The sequence below is a fragment of the Oribacterium sp. NK2B42 genome (genome assembly GCF_000424445.1).
Lineage (GTDB): Bacteria > Bacillota > Clostridia > Lachnospirales > Lachnospiraceae > Oribacterium.
In genome coordinates this window covers 83,700-109,068 of record NZ_AUJX01000005.1, presented here as the reverse complement: position 1 = coordinate 109,068, position 25,369 = coordinate 83,700, and the positions used below count along the sequence as shown (strand labels likewise).

22 protein-coding genes, 1 tRNA gene and 1 pseudogene are annotated in these 25,369 nt (G+C 45.1%); 4 read left to right on the top strand and 20 right to left on the bottom strand.

Translation table 11 applies throughout. From position 1 onward, the window contains the following. Window positions 1-197: 197 nt before the first annotated feature. The 8 genes from G625_RS0102605 to G625_RS0102570 all read right to left on the bottom strand — a co-directional run bounded on the left by G625_RS0102605 (window position 198) and on the right by G625_RS0102570 (window position 8,952). Window positions 198-1,679 (bottom strand): hypothetical protein, encoded by a 1,482-nt coding sequence (locus tag G625_RS0102605; RefSeq protein WP_029199873.1) that lies wholly within the window; start codon window positions 1,677-1,679, stop codon window positions 198-200. Window positions 1,680-1,697: 18 nt separating this feature from the next. After that, window positions 1,698-2,027 (bottom strand): hypothetical protein, encoded by a 330-nt coding sequence (locus G625_RS0102600; protein WP_029199872.1) that lies wholly within the window; start codon window positions 2,025-2,027, stop codon window positions 1,698-1,700. Window positions 2,028-2,316: 289 nt separating this feature from the next. Beyond that, entirely contained in the window at window positions 2,317-3,420 is a 1,104-nt protein-coding gene (locus tag G625_RS18030) for a sigma-70 family RNA polymerase sigma factor (RefSeq protein ID WP_044931320.1), read from the bottom strand. A 346-nt stretch (window positions 3,421-3,766) separates the two neighbouring features. Then, window positions 3,767-4,384, bottom strand: a complete 618-nt coding sequence (locus G625_RS18025; protein WP_044931317.1) for a rhomboid family intramembrane serine protease — start codon at window positions 4,382-4,384, stop codon at window positions 3,767-3,769. A 19-nt stretch (window positions 4,385-4,403) separates the two neighbouring features. Next, window positions 4,404-5,882: a transglutaminase domain-containing protein gene (locus G625_RS0102585; protein ID WP_084152726.1), complete on the bottom strand. Its 1,479-nt coding sequence runs from the start codon at window positions 5,880-5,882 to the stop codon at window positions 4,404-4,406. Window positions 5,883-6,149: 267 nt separating this feature from the next. Beyond that, complete coding sequence (locus G625_RS18020) at window positions 6,150-7,517, bottom strand: S1C family serine protease (RefSeq protein WP_084152725.1); 1,368 nt, start codon at window positions 7,515-7,517, stop codon at window positions 6,150-6,152. A gap of 229 nt (window positions 7,518-7,746) precedes the next feature. After that, window positions 7,747-8,271, bottom strand: coding sequence for a hypothetical protein (locus G625_RS0102575; RefSeq protein WP_029199870.1), 525 nt, complete (start codon window positions 8,269-8,271; stop codon window positions 7,747-7,749). Between the two features lie 57 nt (window positions 8,272-8,328). Continuing rightward, window positions 8,329-8,952, bottom strand: a complete 624-nt coding sequence (locus tag G625_RS0102570) for a DUF4317 family protein (protein WP_029199869.1) — start codon at window positions 8,950-8,952, stop codon at window positions 8,329-8,331. Window positions 8,953-9,131: 179 nt separating this feature from the next. Between G625_RS0102570 and G625_RS0102565 the strand changes: the two genes are divergently transcribed. Beyond that, window positions 9,132-9,698 (top strand): hypothetical protein, encoded by a 567-nt coding sequence (locus G625_RS0102565; RefSeq protein WP_029199868.1) that lies wholly within the window; start codon window positions 9,132-9,134, stop codon window positions 9,696-9,698. A 67-nt stretch (window positions 9,699-9,765) separates the two neighbouring features. Here the strand turns inward: G625_RS0102565 and G625_RS21790 are convergent, their stop codons facing one another. Next, entirely contained in the window at window positions 9,766-10,005 is a 240-nt protein-coding gene (locus G625_RS21790; RefSeq protein ID WP_044931314.1) for a glutaredoxin family protein, read from the bottom strand. A 93-nt stretch (window positions 10,006-10,098) separates the two neighbouring features. Here G625_RS21790 and G625_RS0102555 point away from each other — a divergent pair, with 93 nt between their 5' ends. Further along, window positions 10,099-10,287, top strand: a complete 189-nt coding sequence (locus tag G625_RS0102555; protein WP_029199867.1) for a hypothetical protein — start codon at window positions 10,099-10,101, stop codon at window positions 10,285-10,287. Window positions 10,288-10,357: 70 nt separating this feature from the next. Here G625_RS0102555 and G625_RS0102550 read toward each other — a convergent pair. The 10 genes from G625_RS0102550 to G625_RS20880 form a co-directional block, all read right to left on the bottom strand. Beyond that, window positions 10,358-10,430, bottom strand: a tRNA-Thr gene (locus G625_RS0102550). 185 nt (window positions 10,431-10,615) lie between these two features. After that, the gene (locus G625_RS23415; RefSeq protein WP_242826581.1) at window positions 10,616-10,699 is read right to left on the bottom strand and encodes a putative holin-like toxin; all 84 of its coding nucleotides are present in this window, start codon (window positions 10,697-10,699) and stop codon (window positions 10,616-10,618) included. A gap of 124 nt (window positions 10,700-10,823) precedes the next feature. Then, window positions 10,824-12,980: an ATP-dependent helicase gene (locus G625_RS0102540; RefSeq protein WP_029199866.1), complete on the bottom strand. Its 2,157-nt coding sequence runs from the start codon at window positions 12,978-12,980 to the stop codon at window positions 10,824-10,826. A 202-nt stretch (window positions 12,981-13,182) separates the two neighbouring features. After that, window positions 13,183-15,225 (bottom strand): HelD family protein, encoded by a 2,043-nt coding sequence (locus G625_RS0102535; protein WP_029199865.1) that lies wholly within the window; start codon window positions 15,223-15,225, stop codon window positions 13,183-13,185. Window positions 15,226-15,310: 85 nt separating this feature from the next. Continuing rightward, window positions 15,311-16,342, bottom strand: a complete 1,032-nt coding sequence (locus tag G625_RS0102530) for a GTP-binding protein (RefSeq protein ID WP_029199864.1) — start codon at window positions 16,340-16,342, stop codon at window positions 15,311-15,313. Window positions 16,343-16,431: 89 nt separating this feature from the next. After that, complete coding sequence (locus G625_RS0102525) at window positions 16,432-17,232, bottom strand: sigma-70 family RNA polymerase sigma factor (RefSeq protein WP_029199863.1); 801 nt, start codon at window positions 17,230-17,232, stop codon at window positions 16,432-16,434. Between the two features lie 141 nt (window positions 17,233-17,373). After that, window positions 17,374-18,858, bottom strand: a complete 1,485-nt coding sequence (locus tag G625_RS0102520; protein ID WP_029199862.1) for an SseB family protein — start codon at window positions 18,856-18,858, stop codon at window positions 17,374-17,376. Next, complete coding sequence (locus G625_RS0102515) at window positions 18,837-19,112, bottom strand: hypothetical protein (RefSeq protein WP_029199861.1); 276 nt, start codon at window positions 19,110-19,112, stop codon at window positions 18,837-18,839. Before G625_RS0102515 ends, G625_RS0102520 begins: the two co-directional genes overlap by 22 nt. 157 nt (window positions 19,113-19,269) lie before the next feature. Then, window positions 19,270-20,115 (bottom strand): HAD-IIB family hydrolase, encoded by an 846-nt coding sequence (locus tag G625_RS0102510; RefSeq protein ID WP_044931369.1) that lies wholly within the window; start codon window positions 20,113-20,115, stop codon window positions 19,270-19,272. Window positions 20,116-20,741: 626 nt separating this feature from the next. After that, complete coding sequence (locus G625_RS20880; RefSeq protein WP_049895612.1) at window positions 20,742-22,748, bottom strand: methyl-accepting chemotaxis protein; 2,007 nt, start codon at window positions 22,746-22,748, stop codon at window positions 20,742-20,744. A 158-nt stretch (window positions 22,749-22,906) separates the two neighbouring features. Between G625_RS20880 and G625_RS0102500 the strand changes: the two genes are divergently transcribed. Beyond that, window positions 22,907-23,431, top strand: a complete 525-nt coding sequence (locus tag G625_RS0102500) for a cysteine hydrolase family protein (protein WP_029199859.1) — start codon at window positions 22,907-22,909, stop codon at window positions 23,429-23,431. 284 nt (window positions 23,432-23,715) lie between these two features. Continuing rightward, window positions 23,716-23,874, top strand: a pseudogene (locus tag G625_RS23410) (nitrilase-related carbon-nitrogen hydrolase); the annotation flags it as partial. Window positions 23,875-23,882: 8 nt separating this feature from the next. On the opposite strand, the gene G625_RS0102490 reads toward G625_RS23410, so the two are convergent. Then, window positions 23,883-25,154 carry a dihydroorotase gene (locus G625_RS0102490; protein WP_029199857.1) on the bottom strand — a complete coding sequence of 424 codons (1,272 nt, stop codon included), beginning with the start codon at window positions 25,152-25,154 and terminating at the stop codon, window positions 23,883-23,885. Window positions 25,155-25,369 lie beyond the last annotated feature (215 nt).

The window sequence follows — 25,369 nt, the reverse complement described above, 5'->3', positions numbered from 1 at the left end:
GGTTGTAACGGTTCAGTCGGGGAGCCGGGGGGGACGGATTATAACAAATAAACGGTATCCTTCAAAAATGAAGGATACCGTCATTTTATATAAGCTTCTACCGTAAATATGTTATAAGATCCGGAAACTCTACCGTAATCATGTTATAGGTTGTAAATATGTTTATGTCCCGGGGCCTCTTAGGGATCCGCCCGGGTTCAGATATCAATCTTTTCTAACAGTGCCCTGATATCCCCGGAAGGCTCAGCCTCCTTAAGATGCCATACAGCATATTTTACAGCATTGGAAGGAACGTAATTATCCTTAAGCCACTCTTCAAGGACACTGAGAGCCATCTGTCTCGTACCGTTTACAGGAGAATTAAGGGAAGCAACTATAAAATCCTCTCCTTCTCCCGCCGAATCCGAAAGATTCTGTACCAGGAAACTAAGCTGATGGAAAGGTCTGTACTCTTCTCCTATTCCGAGATTATCCTTTGGTCCCGAAGCCATCATATCAAGAGGCAGCTTCTTTCTGAAAATGGAGAAAACTTTGGAAAGTGTTTCACTGTTTTTGGGAAGAATGTCTACGAGGGAGGCATTGGCAGCAAAATCCTCTTCCATGGCAGCAAGAACCTCTTCGGTGCAGTCTATATCCATACGCTTTGCAAGGCGGAAGTCTTTCTTTTCGGTCACAAGCTTTGAAGCGAAGTCTTTCAATTCCTTTGAGTTAAGGAGGTGTTCAAGTTTTTCGCCAAGCTTTCCGCTTTCATTAAATATATTCTGGTTAAGGTAATCCCTGATATCAAGTAAGGTATTGAGGGCCTCAGTGGTCTTCACCCTGTGTTCAGACTGTTTTATGAAGCCTGAAAGAATTTCCGTGCGGTCTGACATTAAAGAAATGCCCTGAAGCGTTCCTTCATCCAGAAGTCCGGCAATAATGGGACGGGCTAAAAGGTAATCGTCGTCATTGAAGGCCGGATTCAGGAATACCTTACCAAGGTTTATCTTCTCTGCCACGGTGCGTGCAGAATATGCGGCACCGACATTGTTCCGTACACCTTCGCGGAACAGCCAGTCCTTGATCTTTCCGGATGAGGCCTCTATATGTTCAACACAATGAATGCGGCCCCAGCCCTTTGTGTGTTTTGCAAAATCAAGGATAGCATCATTTCCGTCCTTCCAGGTTTCTGCAACCATTATTGAAAAAAGTGTAAGCTCTTCGGATCTGGAAAGTGCTTTAACAACATCCTTTACAGCTTCATTATCATCGGTGTCCATCATCTCAAAAAGCACGAGGGCAAACTTGAGAGCTTCCGGGTTATCGGTTTTGATGATAACATTGGCCGCAAACTGAAACACTGCTTCGGCATCGATGCTTCCGGCGTTATCATTGACCCACCTCTCAAGTTTCTCAACCAGCGGAAGCATACGGACTTCGGGGGCTGAGAAGAAGGATTCGAGATCATATTCTGCCGAGTCAAAATCATGCCCGGAGGCTTCATTTATAACATCGATAAGAGCTTCTTCATCGCTGTCAGCCTGCATATCGTGGTAAAGGTACATGCCGTCCAGGGCACCTTCTACAAGGCGGATGCCAAGCTTTCCTGAAGAAGCAGCTTTTGATATGCGGAAGTCGTCCGGCAAAGTGTCGTCCGGTCTCAGGTTATCACAGATTGATTCATATATTGAATTTGACATTAAATGCTGCCTCCGATATCAGTATCCGTAATGCTCACGCTGTGTATCTTCGTCGTATACCTTTTTATAGGCGGCGGTTCCCTGATGAAGGATCTTTATGAGATACCACTCTACGCCCTTAATGGTTACCATCTCACCAACCTCTTTCTTTGCGAAAGGATGGCTGGGAAGGTTGATACGGGTGGTTACTTTCTTTTTTCCGTCGGAAATGACTATGTAGTCTCCCTGCTGAGCGCCGGACTTGCCTTTAAGCTTTGTGTTAAAAAACGGACGCTGGCTGCTTTTGCCGGTCCCGTGAGAATTATTGTTTTTTGATTTGTTAAATGAACGTGGTTTTTTATTATTCATTGGTCACCTCGGAAATCCTGTGTGTGAGCGGTGTATCCGCCCGGGTGGTTTAATGCCGTAAATCTGTTATAAGTTATAAAATCGAGTAGGGAAAAACGCCCTACTCGATTCCACGTTGGCTGTCACATGTGCTTTTGTACAAGCACATGTGACAGCCTTATCGCGAAAAAAACAAGAGCTTTCTGTGATTATAACAGAAAGCCCTGTGTAAATATAACCTATGTAACAAGTTCTTTGAAAATACCGGATTAATCAGAGGTTACTGACGGTTTTCAAAGATTTTTAAATATCAGTTTTCAAGGAATCCGTCAAGCTCACGCTTATACTTCGGATTCTGAAGTTTATGCAATGCTTTATTCTCGATCTGACGGATACGCTCACGGGTAACGTGGTACATGGTTCCGATTTCCTCAAGAGTTCTTTCGCGGCCATCCACAAGACCATATCTCATCTCAATGACTTCGCGTTCACGTTCACTGAGGTTTACCAGAATCTTTTCAAGCTGCTGCTTCATCATTACATTATTAATGTTCTGCTCCGGTGAAGTGATCTTATCATCTGCTATGAATGAACCAAGATCTGAATCCTCATCCTCTCCCACCTTGCTGTCAAGGGACGCAGGACCGGCATCGTAGTTGATAACCTCCTGAATGCGTTCCTCCGGAATATTGAGGGCTTCACTAAGATCAAAAGTCGTAGGCTCATGTCCAAGCTCTAAGGCAAGCTGACGAGAGGTTTTCTTGATCTTATTTATGAGTTCCACCATGTGAACAGGCACTCTGATGGTTCTTGACTGATCGGCAAGGGCTCTTGCTATTGACTGACGGATCCACCAGGTTGCATAGGTAGAAAGCTTAAAACCTCTGTCCGGTTCAAATTTCTCTACCCCACGCATGAGGCCAATGTTTCCCTCCTGTATCAGATCCAGGAAATTCATGCCACGACCGGTATAGCGCTTTGCGATGGAAACCACAAGTCTCAGGTTACATTCCACCAGTTCCTGTTTCGCTGCCATATCTCCGTTTTTGCAGCGAACTGCAAGATCATGTTCGCGCTCCGGAGTAAGGAGCGGATAGCTTCCGATCTCTTTAAGGTATATACGTACCGGATCGTCGGCGGAAACATTTTCAAGATTTGTGAGAGCCTCCATGTCAAGGGCTCTGACTTCCTTATCTTCTTCAGAAAGCTCTTCTTCGGATATTTCCTCGTCAGAAAAATCGTCTCTTTCCGGGTTGATGCCTGTCAGTGAAGACTCCTTAATATTTTTGATGACATCAGAGTTGTCATCAAACTCACTAAAAACATTGTCTTCCGGAGAAGTAACATTATAATCATCTGAATCGATGAATATGGTGTGCTTTTCCTCCAGAAGCTCTCTATCACTATGTATCATAAAACTTCCTATATCCCTATCTTTTTCTTCTAAACAGCCTTGCTATTTTATTTTGAAAACAAATATATTGCAAGACATAAGGGGGATATTTAGGAAAATAATACATAAATCTTATTTATAACACATATAAATTTGTGCACAAAAAATCCCGGTAGGCGTCCCGGGATTTTTTATAAAAGGATTATAATTTGAAATTTGTAAAAAAAGGATTGTGCATTTATTTCGTTTCTTTTCTTAACTTGATTCTAATATACACAATCCCTGAAAATAGTGATTGAAGAAAAACGAAATCTCTGATTATGAAATTCTTAAGACGGACATTAAGAATTATTGTAGGGTCCATCCACTATCTTTTTGAGTTGTACCGCAGTATCTCCTGCATTATAAAAGCGAGGACGAGACCGCCTCCGAAGCCTCCCACATGAGCCATAAAGTTTATGGAAGGATCCATATATCCTGCAGCCAGTGAAAGAATAACGGAAATCAGTACTCTCTTTATGGGAAACAGCTTTCTCAGGCGGGGATTCATGGCAAACAGTATAAATACCGAGAGAAGGCCGAAGATCGCTCCGCTGGCGCCGGCTGAAACCACAAATTCGTTTGATATTCCCTCATAAAGCAAGGTCAGCATATTTCCGGAGATTCCGGAAAAAATGTAAAGGACAAGATACAGAAAGTGTCCATAATAGTGTTCTACATAGGGACCCAGAGCAAAAAGGGAAATCATATTGCTGCCCAGATGTTCCACTCCGAAGTGAATAAACATGGAGGTGATAAATCTGTACAGCTGACCATCCACAATAATATAAGGTGTGTAGAAGGCACCAAAAGCGAGGGAAGTTTCGATATCTTCACTTCCCACCAGCATTTCTTCCGCGATAAACATTATCACATTAAGAGCTATAAGATAGTATGTAACAAAGGGCACCCATTTACGGGTTGGCTTAGCATTAGTGTTTTCCATAAAAAAGATTATAGTACACTTAAAAGATAATTACGATGGTATCTTTGTGAGCATTCAAAACATAGGAGCAGGAACGGACGTTTTCAAGGTAGTCGTAAATCTCGTGTTCCGTAAACAGCCGGTCTGTGATTTCGGACATGGTGTCAGCATTATCAGTCCTGAACTGGACAAGGTTTTTGCCGCTGTTCTGGGCGGAGCTGATCTTTGAACCGATCGTTTCAATATCCGGAAATGTAAAGTAGTTGCCGGTGTAAATGTAGTAATTATCATTGTAGGAGTAGCAGGTGGGAACCGGAATGTTTGCATCAGGGGTGTGATTTACATACATTTCGGCATCCGTAAGTCCGAAGTAGGAATAGTTTATGAAGGAGGTTGTTGAATCCTGAGAGGATACCGTGGATTCTCCGAAGGTAACATCTATCTGGTACCAGCCTCCGTCCATAAGGATCACATTCCAGGCATGAGGACCGCCTTCTGCAGTACCTGTAACCAGTATAGCCGGGATCCCCATGAGCTGTGAAAGATACTGGAGAGTCTTTGCGTAACCGTTACATACTGAGCGATGGAAAAGAAGAACCGAAATGATATTCTGGTTCTCATCGGATCCTTCTTCGTAGTCTGTAGTGCTGACAATTTGATCGTACAGGTACTTGATCTTTGTATAATCATCAGTTGTGGTTCCGTCCCTGAAGCCGGGAACTCCTGCAAGCACTGTTCCGATAACCTCGTTAAGAGAGGCTTCGTAGGAGGAAACCTCCTCTTCCGACATGGTGTACTGACCTTTCACGGTTATGGAGGTGACAACACCGTTTATGGATTCCACGGAATAATGTATCCCACTTGTGTAGAAAATTTCCGGATGGTCTGCCATAACGTAATTGTAGACGGTATTAAGCTCATCGGAATCAAGAGTTGATACGGACCTCTCTTTCCTGTTAGTGACAGAATCAAGGATTTCCCGGTAAACGGTTTTTCCCTTTTCATTCAGAAGATTATAACAGTAGTAACCTGCCTGGCTTTCGTCAGTGATGTCGCCGGTATCTCCGAATCTCGCATCCAGACTTTCCTGGAGATCCTTAATGAGTTCTTTGGAGGGTTCTGTTTTTTCTGTACTTTCTTCCGATGCACCGGTTTCCACGGAAGCGGCTGAAGCTTCGGTGGTTTCATTCTCGGTGGGAAGGTCAGGAGCTTCGGACTCCCCGGGTATTAATCCGTTTTCTTCCAAAAGAGTTTTAACCGGCTCAGGCAATGAAGAAATCAGCTTATCGACGCTGAGTTTCTCCGAATAATAAGAAACAATATAATTAACAATGGTCAGAGGTGACTCGTTATAATACTTTCCTAGTCCGATAAAGAGAGCTGCAGTCAAAAGAAAAATGCAGAGAAAAACAGGGAAACATCCTCCACCGGAGCTGCGACGTTGTACCTTTTTCCTGGGATGAGGCGTTGTCTCATTATATGGGTCTGTATAGTCATAATGTCTATAAGGGTCTCGCATTAATCAAAATCCTTTCTTAACTGCCCACGATCTCTGATCGCGGGAGCCGCGCAGCTTTGAGCGGTTCAAAAGAATCCGTGGTGATTCTTTCTTTGTGGCCTTTAAACAATAGTATAAGCATAAAAACGCAAAAAAAGAATCCATAAGGATTCTTTCTTTGCGATGGCCTACTGCCTCTCAGGGGTCCGATTTTAGAATTTTCCGACGAAGCGATCCGTTTCCGGAGTGATGCCATCAGGCTCTGACCTACATATTAACGGCTGAACTTTAGTTTGCGAAGTACTGCGGAAGTCCCTGTACGAAGTTACGGAAGTTCTCGGCATTGTCCGCTGCATTCTGTCTTCTGTCAGCTGCCTTGTCCGGATCGGTTGTCAGTGTGATGGAGACCGTAACATCTTCATAGTTACTTCCATAAGGACGCTTTACAGTAAGGTTAATGGTCTCACCCGCTGCATATCTGTTGAGAAGCTCCTGCATGTCATCGAGACTTGTGACACTCTGGTCATCAAATTTAACGATGATGTCCTTCTCCTGAAGCTCTGAGTTTGCTGCGGCAGAGCCTTCTACGATCTTATAAACATATACGCCCTCTACCATGCCATAGGCTTCCGCAGTTGCTGAATCTATGGTCTTTGCCTGAATACCAAGATATCCTCTGTTTTCTTCTGATACTTTGGCTCTGGTTTCCTTAAGAGCCAGTGTATTGATAACCTCTTTAGCAGTGTTGCTTGGGATGGAATAGCCCATACCCTCAACATCTGTGCTTGAATACTTGGCAACATTGATACCGATGAGCTGTCCTTCCATATTGAGAAGGGCACCGCCGGAGTTACCGGGATTAATTGCGGCATCTGTCTGAAGAAGTCCGGATTCTGTACCTTCACCAGTTTCAACGTCTCTGTTTTTAGCGGAAATGATTCCTGTTGTAACGGACTGGCCGTATCCGAGGGCATTACCAATGGCCACTACCTGGTCTCCTACCTGTATAGCATCGGAGTCACCAAACTCGGCAATTTCTATGGCAGAAAGGGTGTCTTTCGACATATCGGAGAGCTTTACTGCGATAACAGCCAGATCTGCCGAAGAATCTTCTCCCTTGATCTCTGCTGCTACTGACTCGCCATCCACAAACTGGACACTGAGTTCGGTTGAATCCTCTATAACATGATGGTTAGTTACGATGAGAAGCTCGGAATCTGTCTTTCCGACAATGACACCCGAGCCGCTGGCAGCAGCCTCTGTCTCACCGCCGTTTCCGAATATTGAATAACCGTACTGCTTATATCTTATGGTATTTGTTATGGAAACAACCTGAGGCATGGCATCCTGTGCTATTTCGGTGACAGATTTTACTGCGCCTGTGGTGGATGTTGTCCGGACGGTGGCATTATCATCATTACCTGAGAAAAGTGCGTTACTTATGATGTTGTTCTCCTGCCCTGCAGTCATTGCATCAGCACCGTTGTTTTGGGCAAATGTACCGGACGCGGCAGCATCGGCAGCCGCCTCTGTATGAGCCTCCATAGACTCAGAAGCTTTGGTTACCCCCACCATGGCAAGACCTGATACTGAACCAAAAACTAAAGCGCTAAGAACGATAGCGGCTACATTTTTTCCTAAATTGTTTCTATACATAATAACCTCCGTTGTTAAGGTAAATTGATTTTGATGGTTGTATAGTAAGGAAAAAGTGTGACTTGTTTTTGTTGATTTGGTGGAGATTTTGTGATGAAAATGTCAAGAAAATGTGTCCTGATCCGAGAGATGGACCTGGGGGACGGGGTTAGTGGGTCATTTTATTAAAATGACCCACTAACCCCGTCCCCCAGGTCCATCCGGAAGCTGTTGAAAGCAGGCAGCAATTCTAAATTGATTTTATATCGGCCAGAAGCAAAAGGCTCGATATGTGCATGGCAGTGATGCCGGCGCACTGGAGCTTGTCAAGGATCCTTATATCATCATCAATGAAGAGATGCGGAGTTTCCAAGCCCCGGAATCTTTTTTCAAGAGTCTCTTTCACAATGGGGGATTTGTCGGAACCTCTGGTGAAAAGGATGTTTTCCGGTGGGAATAAACCGGGATAAACCCTATTTATGAATTTTACCTTCTGGGCATCCTGTGTACCGGAACCGGATAAGCTTATAACAAAATTACGGTTAGGATCTGTGAAGCGACTTATATACTGCTTCATGATCTCAGCCCCCACGGCAGTCTCGTAGATATCGTGCTCTTCCACAAAAGTGTCAAATTCTTCATCACTGCAAACATTTATGCCGTCGGAACCATATCCGTAGATCGCCAGCACACCGTCTATATCGAAAAAACGTACCAGATCTTTTCTTATCATATAGTCTGTATCAAGTCCAAGCCTGTAGTTTTCATCAAACATAATCTGACCTCCAAAAATATTTTTGCTGTTTTCCGGGAATCGTCTCCGGTGGAATTCTTATTTCCCAAGAATTTTATTTACAAATACCATATCCGGGTTATCAGGATCCAGGCTGTAAATATCTATGCGGCTCGGATCGCTTGATCTGTTTTCAAAAGCCGGGAACAGAAAGCCTAATTCCGGTTTTACGGCATTGTAATCCTTATCTACTCTTGCAACCGCACAGATAATGAATTGGAATACCTCCTCAGATTCACCCTGCTCCTCATTGTCAGAGCCCTTTCTGGGAACATCATAAAGCCCGTGATAGATGAAGATTCCGTACTCCTGCGGGATATGGACAGCTTCGGCCAGCTGCTCACAAAGGGTCTGCACCAAAAGATCATCCTTCAGACCATACTCTGACAATGCCATAACCAGTTTATGGATACTGTCATAAGCCATATCACCTTTTGGAAATTCATAGCTTCGGAGCTGCTTGTTTGTCTTTGAAAAAGGTATGGTTTTGGCAAGCTCCAGATTCACATTTTTATCGTGTGTTCCCATGTTCCGGAAGTTTGCATTAAAAGTGTTATCAATATAACCCTCCGGATCCATATAAGCACCCGCCACCCGGTAAAAGCAGTTTCTGCTAAGGGTCATGCGCCGGGTAAGTTCAAGCATATCTTCTCTGTTTATCATAAATGTCTCCAATGTACGTGAAACTATAGTTGATCTCAGACCGCTGACAACAATGGGCTCTTTTGCACGTACCGTTAATTTGTTATACTTTTATGTGGGCGTAACATGATTAACCTGATAAAGTCAAAAACAGACTTTGAAACGCCACACTTTCGAATCATTATATATAAGGACAAAAAATGTTAAAGATCACAACACAATTCACAAGAGATCAGAAAGCCAATGCATGCATCTCCGAGTTCATTAATAACCGTATCATGTCTCTTCTCATAAATTATATGGAAAATGCATCCGGAAAAAGCTATCTCAAGGTGAATTCCGATGATACGGAGTTTCAGGAGAATATTAAGTACTATTTCCCGGATCATTACTCAAAGCTCGACGCCGCTTCAGCATATATATCTCTTCTTAAGGGGGTTAAATCAAAGGATGATTTCATCCCCAACATCTACGAAGAATATGCATTGCATGCGGTTATTCAGAGCTATATCCATTCCTGTGAAGACAGCGGAAAGAGTCCTGCCAAAAACATGCCTTCAGAAGACCGTAAATATGTTATATCTATCCTTAAGGCTGAATATCTCGAGGATGGTGAAAAGGATGAACAGGACCCGGAATTCCGAATGACCACTTTTGAAGATATGTATGATTACGATGAATTTGTGACCTACAACATGGAATATGGGATGCTTGATCATATGACAGCTGAAGAGATCACCGCCGCCAGAGATTCAAAACACTTTTGATACCGGTTGCTTTGTCGAAATGCTGATTCACCTTCAGGACACAGCGACTATGCCGAAATCCCACTAATCAGCTTCGGATATAATCCATTATCTCCTGAAAATCAGTGATATACCTGTAATTATCATCAGTTTCCGGAATAAATAATGTTGGGGCGGTCATAACCCGGTATTTTACAACCAAATCAATTCCCGATTTTTTGTCTGCCGGACACTCAATGTAGGTGATACCCATTGAATCCAGTTCTTTTTTTACCTGCTTGCATTTTGGGCAGTTAAATGTTGTTAATAATTTAAGTTCTTTATTCATGTGGATATTGTAGCATGCCCTGATTTCGGCATCAAATATTGCTTTTATATGTACTCATAACAAATATACGGTGAAATACACGGAGGATTTCCTATGTTAACTAATGTTATCGGTTTCTTATTATGCGGAGTCATGCTTGTTTTTGTAACATCTTTTGTGATTTTCGGATTTGCACTTTTCAAAAATAAAGTAGAGCTCATAGATATCTCCCGGAGAACTATGATATACAGCTTTGTGACATTTGCGGTAGCAACAGTGATTCTGCAGTTTGCATTTCGCTGATATATGCTCATGGCTTATTTTTATGTAAAAGAAAAACCCTGAGATTTCTCTCAGGGCTCCCAAGGGTTGAAGCCGGGATTCGGACTCGAACCGAAGACCTACTGATTACAAATCAGTTGCTCTACCAACTGAGCTATACCGGCGCAAAACTTATTGTTCAGATATACTATCAAATCGGTTCATGTCTGTCAACCACAAATTTTTATTTGACGTAATATAATCATAATGTTATTATTGGTTTGTAAAGAAGGTGCTTGCCGATAGACGGTTAGCCCTTCACTAAATAGTTAAGAAAAAAATAACCGTTCAGTTGTGCAGGCTGGGGCGGTTATTTTTTTACAATCTTATAAACAAGACCGATGATTGCTACTATCAAAATCCCAAATTGGAATAAATCAGAATAAGTAACCATAGTACCCTCCTTTCCGGAGGGGTTAACCGCCTACCGCATTGGCAAGCACATTACGGAATTGTAACATAAACAATGGAATCTGCATATAGTCTGATTTCGGACTATATGCAGATTCCAATCACAGTCATTTGCATTTCTGCATTTTCACCCTGAATGAGATCTGTCTTTCTGTAGGCATATCGTCAAACTGGATAGTGTAGGCATTTTTATCCATATTCACATCTTTTATAGTGCCGAGACCGAAGGCTTTGTGGGCTATCCTGTCTCCGATACTGAAAAGTTCGGAATCGTCAGGTTTCCTTAAGCGGGAGTTTACCAGGTTAATGTAGCTTTGGGTTTCGGATATAAGCCCTGCCTTGGGAGCTTCTGTAAAGCTGAGAAGATCCGGATCTATATCAAGGATAAATCTTGAGGGGTACCGGGGGGATCCGTCAAAGTTTTTTCCTGCAGCCTCTGAAAGATAAAGCCCCTTTTCCGCACGGGACATGGCGACAAATGCAAGTCGCCGCTCTTCTTCCATTCCTTCCAGAGTATTGGTCTTTTTGGAAGGGAAAATGCCTTCCGACAGACTGCACAGAAAAACATAAGGGAACTCAAGCCCCTTGGCAGTGTGTACCGTCATAAGCTTAACTCTGTCTGTGGCATCCGCTTTATCCATATTTGAGAACATGGCAACATTTTTGAGATAGCCGGAAAGGTCAGTCTCCTCTCCTGCGCTGGTCTCAAATTCAAATACGGACTGCTTCAGCTCCGCCAGATTATCAAGCCTCTCCTGAGAGCCTTCGGTCCGGAGCATTCGCTCATAGCCGGATTCATTAAGGATGGATCCGAGAACCTCTGAGATGGTTTTATCTTCATAAGTGGCCGCATATTTCTCAATCATGGCTATAAAACGTGCGGCCTCAGTTCCCTTAAAGATATCATCCTCGATATTCTTCACAAGTGCTTCATACAGACTGCATCCGTGCTCTTTTGTATAATCCTCCAGAAATTTCATGCGGCGAACTCCAAGGTTACGCTTTGGAACATTGGCGATGCGTCTGAAGGAAAGGTCGTCCTTGAAAACGATCATCCTGAGATAACACAGGGCGTCCTTTATCTCCATGCGGCCGAAAAACTGGACGCCGGAGTAAATGGTGTAAGGAATCTGAGATTTGAGAAAAACCTCCTCCAGAGTCCTGGTCACATAGTGAGCCCTGTAGAGGCAGGTCATATCCTTGTAATCAACCCCCATCTGATGCAGGGTTTCAATGTTTTTGACTATCCATTTGGCTTCCCCCTCCGCATTCTCAGCCAGATGGCACACAACGGGTACGCCGTCCTGAAGAACCGGGACAAGATCCTTGGACATACGCTGCTTGTTTTTACTGATGAGGGAGTTGCATACCTTCAGTATCTGAGGGGTGGAGCGATAGTTCTCCAGCATCATTATGGTCTTCGTTCCCGGATAATGTTTATCAAAATCCAGCAGGTACTTAACATTGGCACCTCTCCAGGTGTAAATGGTCTGGTCAGGATCTCCCACGATGAAGAGGTTTTTGTGGTAGCCGCAAAGCACCTCCATAAGCTTATACTGCAGGGGGTCAATGTCCTGGAACTCGTCTATTTCGATGTACTCCAGTCTTTTCTGCCACTTGAGGGCGATGTCGGGATTTTCCCGGAAGATATAGAGACTGAGGATAATGAGGTCATTGTAATCCACCGCAAAGGTTTTACGCTGCTGATAGAGATAGCCGTAGAAAAGGATATCATCCACCTTTTCAGCCTCCATGTACTTTTGATACAGCTTATCAATGGGAAGTTGTATCATATCAAGATAGTACTCCGGTTCAGACAGACACTTACGTATCTCAAACATGTCCCTTGCGTTTCCGTAGGTTTTATCCCGGAGTGTAAGGCCCCTCTCCTCATAAATGATCTTCAGCATCTCGTCAATATCACCGTTATCAAGCACCATGAAGCTTTTGGGATAACTGATGGCATGACTGTCCTCCTGGAGGATGTTGACACAGAAACCGTGGAAGGTGTTGATGTAGCCGGTGTCATTATCTCCGGTAAGCTGGTGAATACGCTGGCGCATTTCATTGGCGGCCTTATTGGTGAAGGTCACGCAAAGGATATTGCCGGGGAGGACGCCCAGATCATTTACAAGATAAGCAAATCTGTGAGTCAGCGCCCTGGTCTTTCCCGAGCCGGCGCCTGCTATAACCCGCACGAAGCCTTCTGTCGTGGTGACGGCTTCAGTCTGGGCTTCATTTAATCCTACAAGTACATCTTCCATAAATAGTAATAATCTCCGATATAAATTCCCGGGCAGGGATGGGATCCCAAGGTCTGCCCGGTTTTTGGTTCTGTCTTCTATGATCGTGGGTTCCGCATGAGCATGAGCGGGCAGGGATGGAATCCCAAGGTCTGCCCGGTCTTTGGTTCTGTCCTCTATGATCGTGGGCTCCGCATGACCATGAGCGGGCAAGGATCAGCACTTATTCACTTTTCATCAGCGGTGAAATCTCGCCGTCTGACATTATGATAAGCTTTTCCGTCGCTCTGGACATGGCGGTATAGAGTCTGTGCCTGAAAAGTTCCCTGTCCGGGTATTCCCTTATGTTCACATCCGGAAGGATAACGGTATCGAACTCCAGTCCCTTGGCAAGCTTAAGTTCCATAAGGATAATGCCGCTTTTCGGGAGCTTCTCGTAATTTTTCACCACATGAGGCAGCTCTTCACCGAGATCCCTGGTCATCATGTTGATGCCCGACCTGTCCTGACAAATGATGGCTGTGAGCCCTTCTGTCCGGGTGTTTTCGGCTATGACGGATTTAAGTTTTTCAACGTACTCCTCATGATTTCCAAAGGCAAGGATCTCCGGCTCGATGCCCTCTCTTTGAACAGAATTTGTCTGTACACTTATCTCCTTTGGAAGGAGCCCCGTAAACAGAGAGGTTATCTCCGGTGAAGAACGGTAGCTGGTCATCAGTGACATATGGGTGACTTCTTTTCCCTGTGAAGTAAACATCCTGCTAATGTCTTCGAACCGGGCTGTTCCGCTGTGTATGGACTGGAACTCATCCCCCAGCATCATGAAATGTGCATTCCTGAAATACTTCGTCATGACCATAAGCTGTGCTTCCGTATAATCCTGAACTTCATCCACGATTACATAGCGGGTGTTATGGTCGCTGTAGCCGATAAGTGACATCTTGAGATAAGTAAACTCCGCAGGTGTCAGATCATCCTTACCCAGGATTTTCTTACCGATGCCTTCGATGTCAAGCCAGCTGAGATTCTGGATTTTTTCCTGAACTCCTCCGAACTGATTCTCGTCCGGATCAAAATCGTCAAAACTGATGTTGTCGAGATCCAGCTCTTTGTTCTTGTTTTCGATCTTTTTGGCATTTTTCTTTGCCAGCTCCTGGAGATCTTCTATTGCTGTCTGGATGATCCAGGCTGTGGAGCTGGAGCTTCTGTACTTACGAAGAACCCCGGCGATCTGCTTTTTATCAAGAACCTTTGCGTGTTTAAGATTGATGCCATGGATGAAACGCTCGTCGATCTTAAAGCCCTTAAGTCCTTCATCAATCTGCCGGAGGGAATCTGCCTCCGTGATATCCGCTTCTCCGAGACTCTTAACACCGATGGTATCCAGGAACAGTGACCAGGTCATGGTGTTGGGGTTAGCCTCGCCCATTTCAGGCAGAACGTTATCGATGTACTGCTGGAAAACCGGGTTCAGAGTTATGAGACATACCTGGTTCGGGCGCAGATTTTTACGCCTTCTGTAAAAAAGATAGGCTATTCGCTGAAGGAGTACAGAGGTCTTGCCGCTTCCTGCGATACCCTGGACCAGTAAAACCGGGACATCCGGGTGACGGATGATGGCATTCTGCTCCTTCTGGATGGTTTCGGTGATGGACTGCATCTTATCCGTTCTTTTTCTTGTGAGGGAATGTATAAGCAGCGGATCCTCCAGGGCGATCTTTGTGTCAAAGTAGGCCTTCAGAAGGTTCTGTTCAATGTCAAACTGCCTTCTGAGCTTCAGATCCACAGGGATCTTTCTGTCGTCAACTGAATAGAAGGTCTCTCCCATCTGCTGATTATAGTAAACCTCCGCTATAGGGCTTCTCCAGTCAATGACCACGGGCTCATGATCTTCATTGGACACAGAGGTAGTGCCGATATAGTAGGACTCATCTTCGGTTTCCTCCGGGAAACGGACATTGATACGGGCAAAGTAGGGTCTTGGCAAAAGCCTGTTGACCTTTGAAAGGGCTGTGCTTACAGTACGGCTGCTGATATTCAGCTCTTCAACAGCGCGGCTCATGGTCTCAAATTCGATAAGAGTTTCCTGAGCCTCTTCTATACCCACAAAGTCATACTGAAGGTCGTCACTTACTGTGTTTTTCTCTTCTGTGGCCTGGTTTTGGAGATCGATGAGTTCTGCCTCCATCTGAGCCTTCATGTTCGTAAGCTTGTTATAAAGCTCTGTCAAATGATTCTGTTCTTCTTTAAAAATATCGTCCTGCATCTATTTCTTTCCTGAAAAATGTATGTTGACTGTAATGTATCTTTGGGCAAAACCGGGCGCATAAGGGGATGCTCGCTCCGGCGGTTTATACCGTGACTGCTCCCGGGAAATATCCGGAAATCCGTTCTTTGTTAAGATTTTCGCCTATTACGATGAGGACATCCTGAGTCTCACCCGTTACAGGCTTTATTTCAATGTTTTCGACCGTGGCATTGACCTCCAGAGAAAGGGGGTCTCCATTCGTGATATCCTTGTTCCGGGCATCCATACCGGATTCACCGGGCCTGTCCGTAGCAGCTGCTGTCCCGGTGTCGGTGATAACCCCCTTGATTCTGAAGATATTTCCGGCTTCGCTGTCTTCGAACAGTTTTGAAATCTTCTCCCGAAGCTCCGCTTCCGTCGTCCTGTAGTAAAGATAAAACAGTGACTGATAATGATCATCCTCCGGAGACAGCTTTACATGCGAGGCATTCACGAAGCCTGCATTTTTAATGTTTTCAAAATCCTGATCCGTAAGCTCCTCCCAGGGTTTTGCAATTATATCCTTTTGGCCGATGAAGCGCCTCTTACACTCAAAGTGCTCCATGGAAGCATTAAGATAATTTACCGCATCCCGGGTTACCGTAATTATGTTAGATGTTTCATCCAGCTTACTGATCAGGATCTTTCCGGCTCTTGCAGCTTCGGACATAAGAAGGTAGCGGGATTCCTCGGACATGGCGGTGGCTGTGACCGGATCCATAATCGTGATAACGGATCCTGCCTCATACCATTCGTCCAGGGGACTTTCGTAAAGGGTGTCGAAGAACTCATCCACATCATAGATGCCGCTTGGCTCAACGATGACACGGGTGAATCCCAGCATCCGGATGCTTATGAGCTTCGTGCGGAAGCGTCTCTTGTGAGCTTCTGCCCCGTCGCCGCCCACAACCATTTCAAGCTCGCAGTTTGGACCAAGGAGATCCTTAAGCAGAACCATGTCAATGTTTATGGCGCCGTAATCATTCTCCAGAATGCAGACTCTCTCGCCCTGCTCTATCAGGTATTTCGCATATTTTTTTATAAAACTGGTTTTACCGGAACCAAGGAATCCGGTTATCAGGTCAATTTTCAGCATTGTAATGTAATATCCCGGTATCAGGTGTGGATATGGATCAAATCTTTGGCTGTTTCCGATCAAAGGGTATATCGCAGCAGGAATCCGGCTTAGTCCAGCTCCTTTCGGAGCTTTCTTATAGCTCTCTGTTCCCTCTGTCTTATGGCTTCGATGGAGACATTGGAAAGAGCTGCAATTTCCTTCAGGGTGTGCTGCTTTCCGTCATAAAGACCGTATCTCAGTACCAAAGTGTCACGTTCATCATCGGAAAGTGTATTCAGTGACTGGTACAGCTCCTGATGGAGCTCGTGCTCCATAACGATCTCTTCAACATTATCCGGTGAGATGGTCAACTCCCCGAGCTCAGAGGTTTCGTCATCCTCTTTTCCGATTTTTTTGTTAAGAGAGGTTGCTCCCAGGACCACGTTGTTAAGCCGGAGACATTTGCGGACCTCTTCTTCGGAAAAACCGGAGTCCTCCATGATGGCATGGATCATGTCATCACCCTCAAGGTGCTCAAGATCACGTTTACGCATAATGCTCTGAACCTTGAAAATGCGTTCCAGCTGATGGTTTGAGAGACGGATGCCGAATCCGGCATTGTAGATCTCTTTTACGATACTGTCTCGGATCCAGTAAACCGCATAGGTGGAAAATTTTGCTCCGTAGGAAGGGTCATAGCTTTGGGAAGCTTTTATTAGACCGATCTTACCCACGCTTTCCAGATCCTCATGGCTAAGTGTATGGTTGGATAGATTCACGTAGTTACGGACTATCTGCAGGATGAGCCCTTTGTTTTTCTCGCAAAGCTCTGCTTCGGCATCCTTTTTATCAAGGTTTTTCTGAATGCGTTCCACAAGCTTTAAGTTCTCGGTTTCCAATGCCTGATAGTCCAGGGTTTCCTTGTCCAAATAACACCTCCGGATTCGTAAAGGTAATTTATTTATTTTAGCATTTATAAACTTGGGTGTGAAGAGCCGGAGGGCATCCCGTCAGAAATGGGATGCTCTCCGGCTCTGTTTAAAACGCATTCTCAGTCGAACTGGAACTGTTTATTTGTTGTTATTTCTTCTTGAACTAAGGTCAATCACATTTCCGGAATCAGACTTCGGCTTTGCGGCTGCCTTCGCAGCGGGAGCCTTTGCAGCAGGCTGACCGTTAGGAGCCTGAGCTGAAGGACGACGTTCGATGACCATGCCGGCACCCTGAGGATTGATGACCATACCGTTGTAGTTTGCTATAAATCTGTTGATACCCTTAAAGTCAGCGCGGATAGGCCTGAAGTTTGACTTACCAAACTCCTTTGAATACTCGAAGATATCTGTGTATACAGGAAGCATATTCTTGCCGTTTATCTGGACTACCGGCAGCTGAATGCGGTGATTCTTCTTCCGCGCCTCGGCAGTTGCTGTATCGGCATCCTCTGTAGACTGCTGAGCGGCCGCTGTGTTTACAGGAACATCGGCCTGCTTTGCTTCGCTTTCATCAACGTTCATATCGGGAGCATCATCCGAACCATCTTCCAATGCACGGAGCGGTACGATAAAGTTTGACTTTGGTACCAGCTGCATGATGCGGTTGAACTTTGCCTTAAGTATATCCTGGCGCTTTCCATAGTTTACAGGCCACTTAACCTCAGCCACATAATCGATAAGGGCAAAGCTTAAAGCCGGATTGTATGGAGGAATCTTATCGGGCTCTTCGTTAATGTAGAATGGCGCTGAAATCTCGCTTCTGCGGAGGAAGCCCTTGTACCAGCCGTTATCGACGATAACATTCTCAAAACCGAGGAAGTACATGAAGTCAAATATCTTGAGCTGTTCCTTTCCCTGGATCAGCTCAGTTTTTGCTGACATTCCCGGAACTGCGATGACACGTGTCTTACGAAGCTGCTCGTCGTAGAGCTTTGCGGCAATGTTTGCATGCTCCTCGTCGAGGTACATCTGAACGTAGCCTCCGTCCAGAAGTGGGTAGCCGGTTCTTGCATCATAAATAATGTAAAGCTTCTCTGCGGCACGAACCATGTTGAGGAACTGGTTACGGATCTTCTGGTGATTCTGCTCGTAATTCTCAAGAGCCTTCATTCTGTTGGCGGTTACCATAGCTACTTCAAGGAAAAGGATTTCCTGAAGACTCAGATCCTTAAGCATATCAGGTGTGAGTTCCGGCTCATAAATGAGTCTTCCTATCTCATCCTTACGCTCATTTGTGAGAGGATCATCAATCTGGACTGTTGCCTTCGGCATGTCCTGAGCTGCTGCCTGTGCTTCAGCTTCTGCTGTCGAAGCTTTCGTATCCTGAGCCTCTTCGGTTTCGGCAGAAGCATTCTCCCCACCGTTAACAACCGTAAGATGAGGCTTTTCTTCAGGCTTACGGACAAAAAGGTTTAATGGCATGAGCCCCGGCCATTTAAGATCCTTATGCTCTTCCTCCTGTTTCTGAACCGCCTGATCATGCTGTTCCTGCTTCTGTTCTTCTATCTTCTGCTCGGCCTCAGCCTTTTTCTTATTACCGTTTAAAAAGTCAAATAATGCCATTTCATATGCTCCTGTAGATTTATTTTGCGGATTCCGTTCTCTATCTCATAAGGTAATAGAACCTCATCCAACATCTGTACCCTGTGAATCAGATTTACGTACTTTCTAAAGTTGCCCTTTGTTATCCACCAGCGCTTTTGTTCTCTTTTGCCTTCGGTCCTGCCCAGTCTGATGTACTCAAGCTGCAGTGCTCCGGCCTGTCTTCGCAAAGTTTCAAGTTCAAGCTTTTTTTTATTATATAAATCTCCGGTCATCCTTAACCTCACTCACATGAAATAGTATTATAACAAAAAAGCCGAAAGCTTGCATTAAGATAATGCAGACTTTCGGGAGAAAAGAATCTGCCGCGTAACAGTTCAGCCGAAGCAGAAGGACAACCTGAAAAAACGGTTCGCTCCGGCTCCGGTAAGGTTAAATCAGATTCAGCTCTTTCATAGCATATGCCACACCATCCTCATCTACATTTTTTGTGATGAAGGGGTCGAAGGCTTCAAGCTCCTTTGCGTGAACACCCATGGCGATATTGTTGCCGCAGGCCTTAAACATCTCGATATCATTGGTGCTGTCACCGAAGCTGTAGGCATCCTCAGGGGTGAGGCCAAGGTACTTTAACATACGGTCAACGGCATTACCCTTTCCGTGACCCTTTGGAACCATTTCGAAAAAGCCCTTGCCACGGTCAATGATATGGAAAAGTCCGGCAAATTCCTGACGGAAGCCCTCCATATCGGATGCTTTGTGACTTGCGAAATCCGGACCCTTTCCGTTTCCCTGACCGTCGTCAGTCTGGATACAGAACTTTGAGATCTCATAGTCACCGTCAAAGGGTGTGGGATCCAGGGCATCATCACCGGACAGTGCGTTGTAAAACCTGTCGTAGTGAGCCTTAAAACTCGGGTGATCCTTTAGCAGGGACTCTGAGGGGCTGCTGTGCCATCCGGCTCTGCCCTCCAGTAAAACCAGGATGCCGTATTTATCGGAGGCCTCAATAACACGGGCCTTCACATCCTTTGATACTTTGTAATAGTAAACAGAGGCACCTTCATATATGAGTTCAGTGCCGCAGCCGCACAGGAATCCGTCCACTTCCACCAGCTTCTGCACAGCTTTCAGCATACCGATGGTGCGTCCGGAATTTATAAAAACTTTGTTTCCAAGTTCTCTTGTTTGTTTAATGGCAGTAAGGGCGCTTTCCGGTATACTTCTTGTCTTTTCATCCAGTAAAGTGCCGTCTACATCAAAGAATAATGCTTTCATAATAAAATCCTGTTTTAAAGATAAATGTTTTGAAGTGCAATAAAAAACGCTCTTGCTCCTCAGATTATAAGGAACAAAGGCGAAATAATAAAGAACAAAGATAAAAATATAGCAGCTGTGGATGCCAAACTCGTCTGCCACCCACAGCCATTGCGCAGCGCCCACACATTCCTACACGCAAAGGCCTGCCTTAAACACATAATGATAACTACGATAAAGTTTCTTCGCGGTTTTACAGTACACAAAAGTCCGACAAGTAAGATAAAGGGAGGACAAACTTGACGGACTCTTGTATTTCGAACTGATGCCATTGGATTGGTCACATCAATTACTGTTTTAAATATATGACGCTATTGTATCAGAGGGTTAATCACAAAAGTGTCACAAATATGAAGATTTTTGCGTTTTATTTAAAAAACTTACAAAAATTTTACTTTACGTTAAATATATCGACAGATAAGTTCGGAATATTACCCCCTAAAGCGAAAAAAATCAAAAAAATTTCAAGAACCACCAGGGAGCCAAGAGGGACGGTTCTCGCCGGCGAGAACCGTCCCTCTTGGCTCCCTGGTGGATCAAAATACAAGAAGGAGGGGATTTCCCCTCCTTCCCGGTTTACAGCACTGTCAAAGTGTGAACTTATGAACTTCGTCAGAAAGGACATTGGCCTGTCTGGTAAGCTCCTGGCTGGCTGCTGCACTTTCCTCAGCGGTAGCAGCATTGGTCTGAACAACGCTGGAAATCTGATCGATGCCCTGCTTGATATCATTGAGGGAGCGCTTCTGGTGATCCGTTGCACCGGTGATCTCTGCAATGAGCTCAACAGCCTTCTTGGTAGATTCCTGAGTACTCCTGAGATACTCTGCAGTCTGGATGGTGAGCTTGTCACCGGTCTGGACTGCAGCGATAGTCTCTGTGATGAGGTTGGAGGTATCAAGGGCAGCAGTTGATGACTTACCCGCAAGGTTACGAACCTCGTCAGCAACAACCGCAAAGCCCTTGCCTGCCGCACCTGCTCTTGCAGCCTCTACAGCGGCGTTAAGTGCAAGGATATTGGTCTGGAAGGCGATATCATCTATGGTCTTGATGATGGTTGAAATACGCTGTGACTTATCTGTGATATCTTCCATTGCCTTACGGAGATCGATCATCTGGGTATTGCTTGTATTGATCTGCTCCTCGGCGCTATGAATCTGCTGCTGTGCAATACGGGCATTGTCTGCCATGTGCATGGTCTCATCATTGATCTGTGAAATCTCGGCTGACAGCTCTTCAATAGAGCTTGCTTGCTCTGTAGCACCCTGGGCAAGACCCTGGGCACCATCGGAAATCTGAACAGCTCCGCTGTCCACCTGTTTTGCGGAATCCATAATGGAGCCTACGATGGTTCTGAGATTTGAAACAAGCTTATCCATGTTGGTCTTGAGCTTAGCAAACTGACCAACGTATTCGCGCTTTAATTCAATATTAAGATTGCCCTCGGAGACTTCTGAGAGGGCTCCGGAGATTTCATCGATGTAGCCCTGATAATTCTTAAGCTGTTCTGTTGTCTTGCTGAAAGCAACGGCAAGCTGACCGATTTCGTTCTGAGACTCTGTAGGAAGGTCAACATCGAAGTCGCCTTCAGAAATCTTTACAGCTGCAGTTGTAACCTTACGAAGAGGAACAGTGATAACTGTGCTGATAACTGTAAGAAGTACAAAGATGATGACAGCTATGATGATAACCATGATAATGATGCAGACTCTCTGGAATCCTCTGAGTGATGCAAGAACATCTGCCTCAGGAACTGCTGAATAGAGAACCCAGTTTGTATTTGGAACTTCGGAAGCCGCTACGTAGTATACACTCTTGCCGTTTTTAAGTGAAATCGGCTGATTAGGCTTAACCTTCTCTACTGCCTGAGCAAGAAGAGCATCTCCGGATTCGGAAACAAGCTTGCCGTTAACGGAAGGATCCGGATTACCGAGAATCATGCCATCAGCAATGATTGCAGATATTCCGGTCTGCATAGGCTTCATAGCTGCAGTTTCAGATGCAAGCTCGTCAAGGAAAATGTCTATTCCGGCAACACCGGTCTCACCGCTCTTTAAGTTCATCTTTCTTATGAAGGATACACAGAGAGCGTTGGTCATGGCATCAACGTAAGGCGCTGTTATGGTGAAGGAAGTCATATTCTGACTGAGAGCATCCTTATACCAGCCTCTGGACCTCGGATCGTAATCAGCCGGAACCTCTGAATAATCTGCATAGAACATACCACCGTCTTCAAATCCGGTGTAGATGCCCTGATTCTTGAGGTCACCCATATTGTTTGAGTTGCTCATGAAATCCTGATATTCTTTCTTATTTGCGAAATCTGTGGATTCTGCAGATTTTGCAAAGGCTTCGCCTCTGGCAACAACGTTCTGCACTCTTGCACCAAACTTCTCTGCGTTGTAGTTAGATTCTGCCTGGAGCACGTTTGCCGAGAGTGATTTTATCTGACTTTCTGCCTGATTACTCAGGAACATAATGATAAAAATGATACTCACAACGATGATGGGTACGAGGATAAAAAGAAGTGTTGAACTGATGCGCTTCTTTGGTCCCTGACCGGAGTTACTCTGGAATCTTTCTGTAAATGTCTTCATGTTACTCTCCAATTCATAAAAATTTTGCCAAATAATTACACGTTCATTTGTAGACTAAAGATAACTTCGGCAAATTTTACGATTTTATAACGAAATTTCTTTTTTGATATAATATTTGTCGTATATTAAATATAGTAGTTGTGATAAAGGAGGGAGTTATGAGGAAAATACTTGTTGTTGTAGATATGCAGAAGGATTTTGTAGATGGGGCTCTGGGGTCGAAGGATGCTGTGGCTATAGTTCCTGCTGTTGTGGAAAAGATTAAGTCCTATTCCATCAAGGATGTTTTTGTTACACGCGACACTCACCAGCCTAACTATATGGAGACCCAAGAGGGCAAGAACCTTCCGGTGGTGCATTGTGTGGAAGGCACTGACGGGTGGCAGCTTGATGAAAGAGTCTCACAGGTGGTTGAAGGTGCAACTTTTATTAACAAACCTACCTTCGGTTCTACCGTTCTGGCGGACACTATCAAAGCAATCAGTGAAAAGGAAGACATAGAGATCGAGCTTGTCGGGCTTTGTACAGATATCTGTGTGGTTTCCAATGCTTTGCTCCTGAAAGCTTCAATGCCGGAGGTTCCTATCTCGGTAGACCCTCTGTGCTGTGCCGGTGTCACTCCCGAAAAACATGAAGCCGCCCTTGAAACTATGCGTTCATGCCAGATTTATGTCAGATCTTAGAGAGGCTGACACTATAATCTGAATCTTTTTGTTTATAAGATAACAAAAAAATAACCGCCCCAGCCACCAACTGAACGGTTATTTTTCATAACATAAAGTTCAAGGGCTAACCGTCTACCGGTAGCACTTCTTTTCAATTAATATATTAACATCGCTGATTTTCTCAGTCAATACGACAATTCCAATCACACAATATCACTTAATACACTTATTATAAATTGCTGTTGACATCATTCAAAAGAGCCGTCAGACATCCTTATAATCGGATGCCTGACGGCTCTTGTTTCACCCCGGGGGATACAGGCTTTAAGGTCTGGAATACCAGATATGGTAATGTTGGCGTCGGGATATGCTGGGATCAGTGGTTTCCCGAGACCGCAAGATGCATGGCTCTGATGGGGGCGGATATACTGCTCTATCCTACCGCAATAGGAAGCGAACCATCAAGACTTTAATCCCGGAAAACTATCTTACCGCCGCAGATGGTGGTCTTTACTTTTCCGTAGAGCTCCCAACCGATGAAGGGGGAGTTTGAGGCTTTTGAACGGAAGCTGTCGCCCACAGTCCACTTTTCTTCGGGATCAAAGATCACGAGGTCGGCATCAGCTCCTTCTGACAGGGTGCCTGCCGGAAGCTTATAAAGCCTTGCGGGATTTATGGTAAGGGCTTCGATGACTCTGTTCAGGGACACATGACCGGTGCGGACGACACTTGTCAGGACGAGGCTGAGGGCTGTTTCCAGACCTATCATGCCGCTTGGTGCCGATGCGATAGGCTTCGACTTCTCTTCTATGCTGTGAGGCGCGTGATCCGTGGCTATCATGTCTATGGTGCCGTCACGGAGACCTTCTATTAGCGCCTGACGATCCTTCTCTGTTCTTAGCGGAGGATTTACTCTTGCAAGGGAGCCCTTTTCGAGAACCAGTTCTTCTGTGGCAGCAAGATGCTGAGGGGTAACCTCTCCGTATACTTTTATTCCCATTTTCTTTGCGGCTCTGAGTATATCTACAGTTACACCGCTGGAGATATGCTGTATGTCCAGCTTTGCTCCGATCTTTCGATTCAGCATCACGTCCCTTGCAGCAAGCACGTACTCTGCTTCCTCCGGGGCACCTCCCAGGCCAAGCTTGTCCGAAACCACACCCTTGTTAACTCCTGCACTGAACATCAGCGCCGGATCCTCTTCATGAAGAGATATGGGAACGTCGAGCTCTTTACATTTCTTAAGGGCCTGAAGCAGCAGCTTCTCATCTGCTATTGGAACTCCGTCATCGGTGAAGCCTGCAGCCCCTGCAGCAAGCAGCGCCTCCATATCGGTAAGCTCTTTTCCCTGCATCCCGACGGTAACATTGGCAGCCTGAAGGACATGGATGGGAAGCTGTTTTTCCCTTGAGGAAAGCTCCGCCAATGTTTCTACCGAATCAACAGTCGGTTTGGTGTTTGCCATGCAGATGACTGTGGTGTAGCCCCCGGCAGCAGCCGCAGCAGCGCCGGTCACGATGTCCTCCTTGTAGGTTAGTCCGGGATCACGGAAATGTACATGAACGTCTATGAAGCCGGGAGCCACTACCAGGTTTTCTGCATCGATCACAGTGTCATAGTTAAGTAACGGATCTCCGGCACCTACAAGCTTTATCTTTCCGTTGTCGTCTGTCACCACATCTGTTATGGTATCAAGGTTGTTTGCGGGATCTATAACTCTTCCGTTTTTGATCAGTATCATGTTGTCCTCCGGATGCATAAGTACTATGTATTGAGCTTTCAGAACATATTTTATACGTTTTTTGCGCAACAAAAAAGAGGTAAGCCATTGTATTGGTCACTTACCTCTATATTGTTGTAGGTTTCATTGATACCTACCTCCTACTTTTCGTAGAATCTTTGTATGGATTTAGTATAGATTATCGTAGGTTCTTTTGCAAGAATTTCGTAAGATTT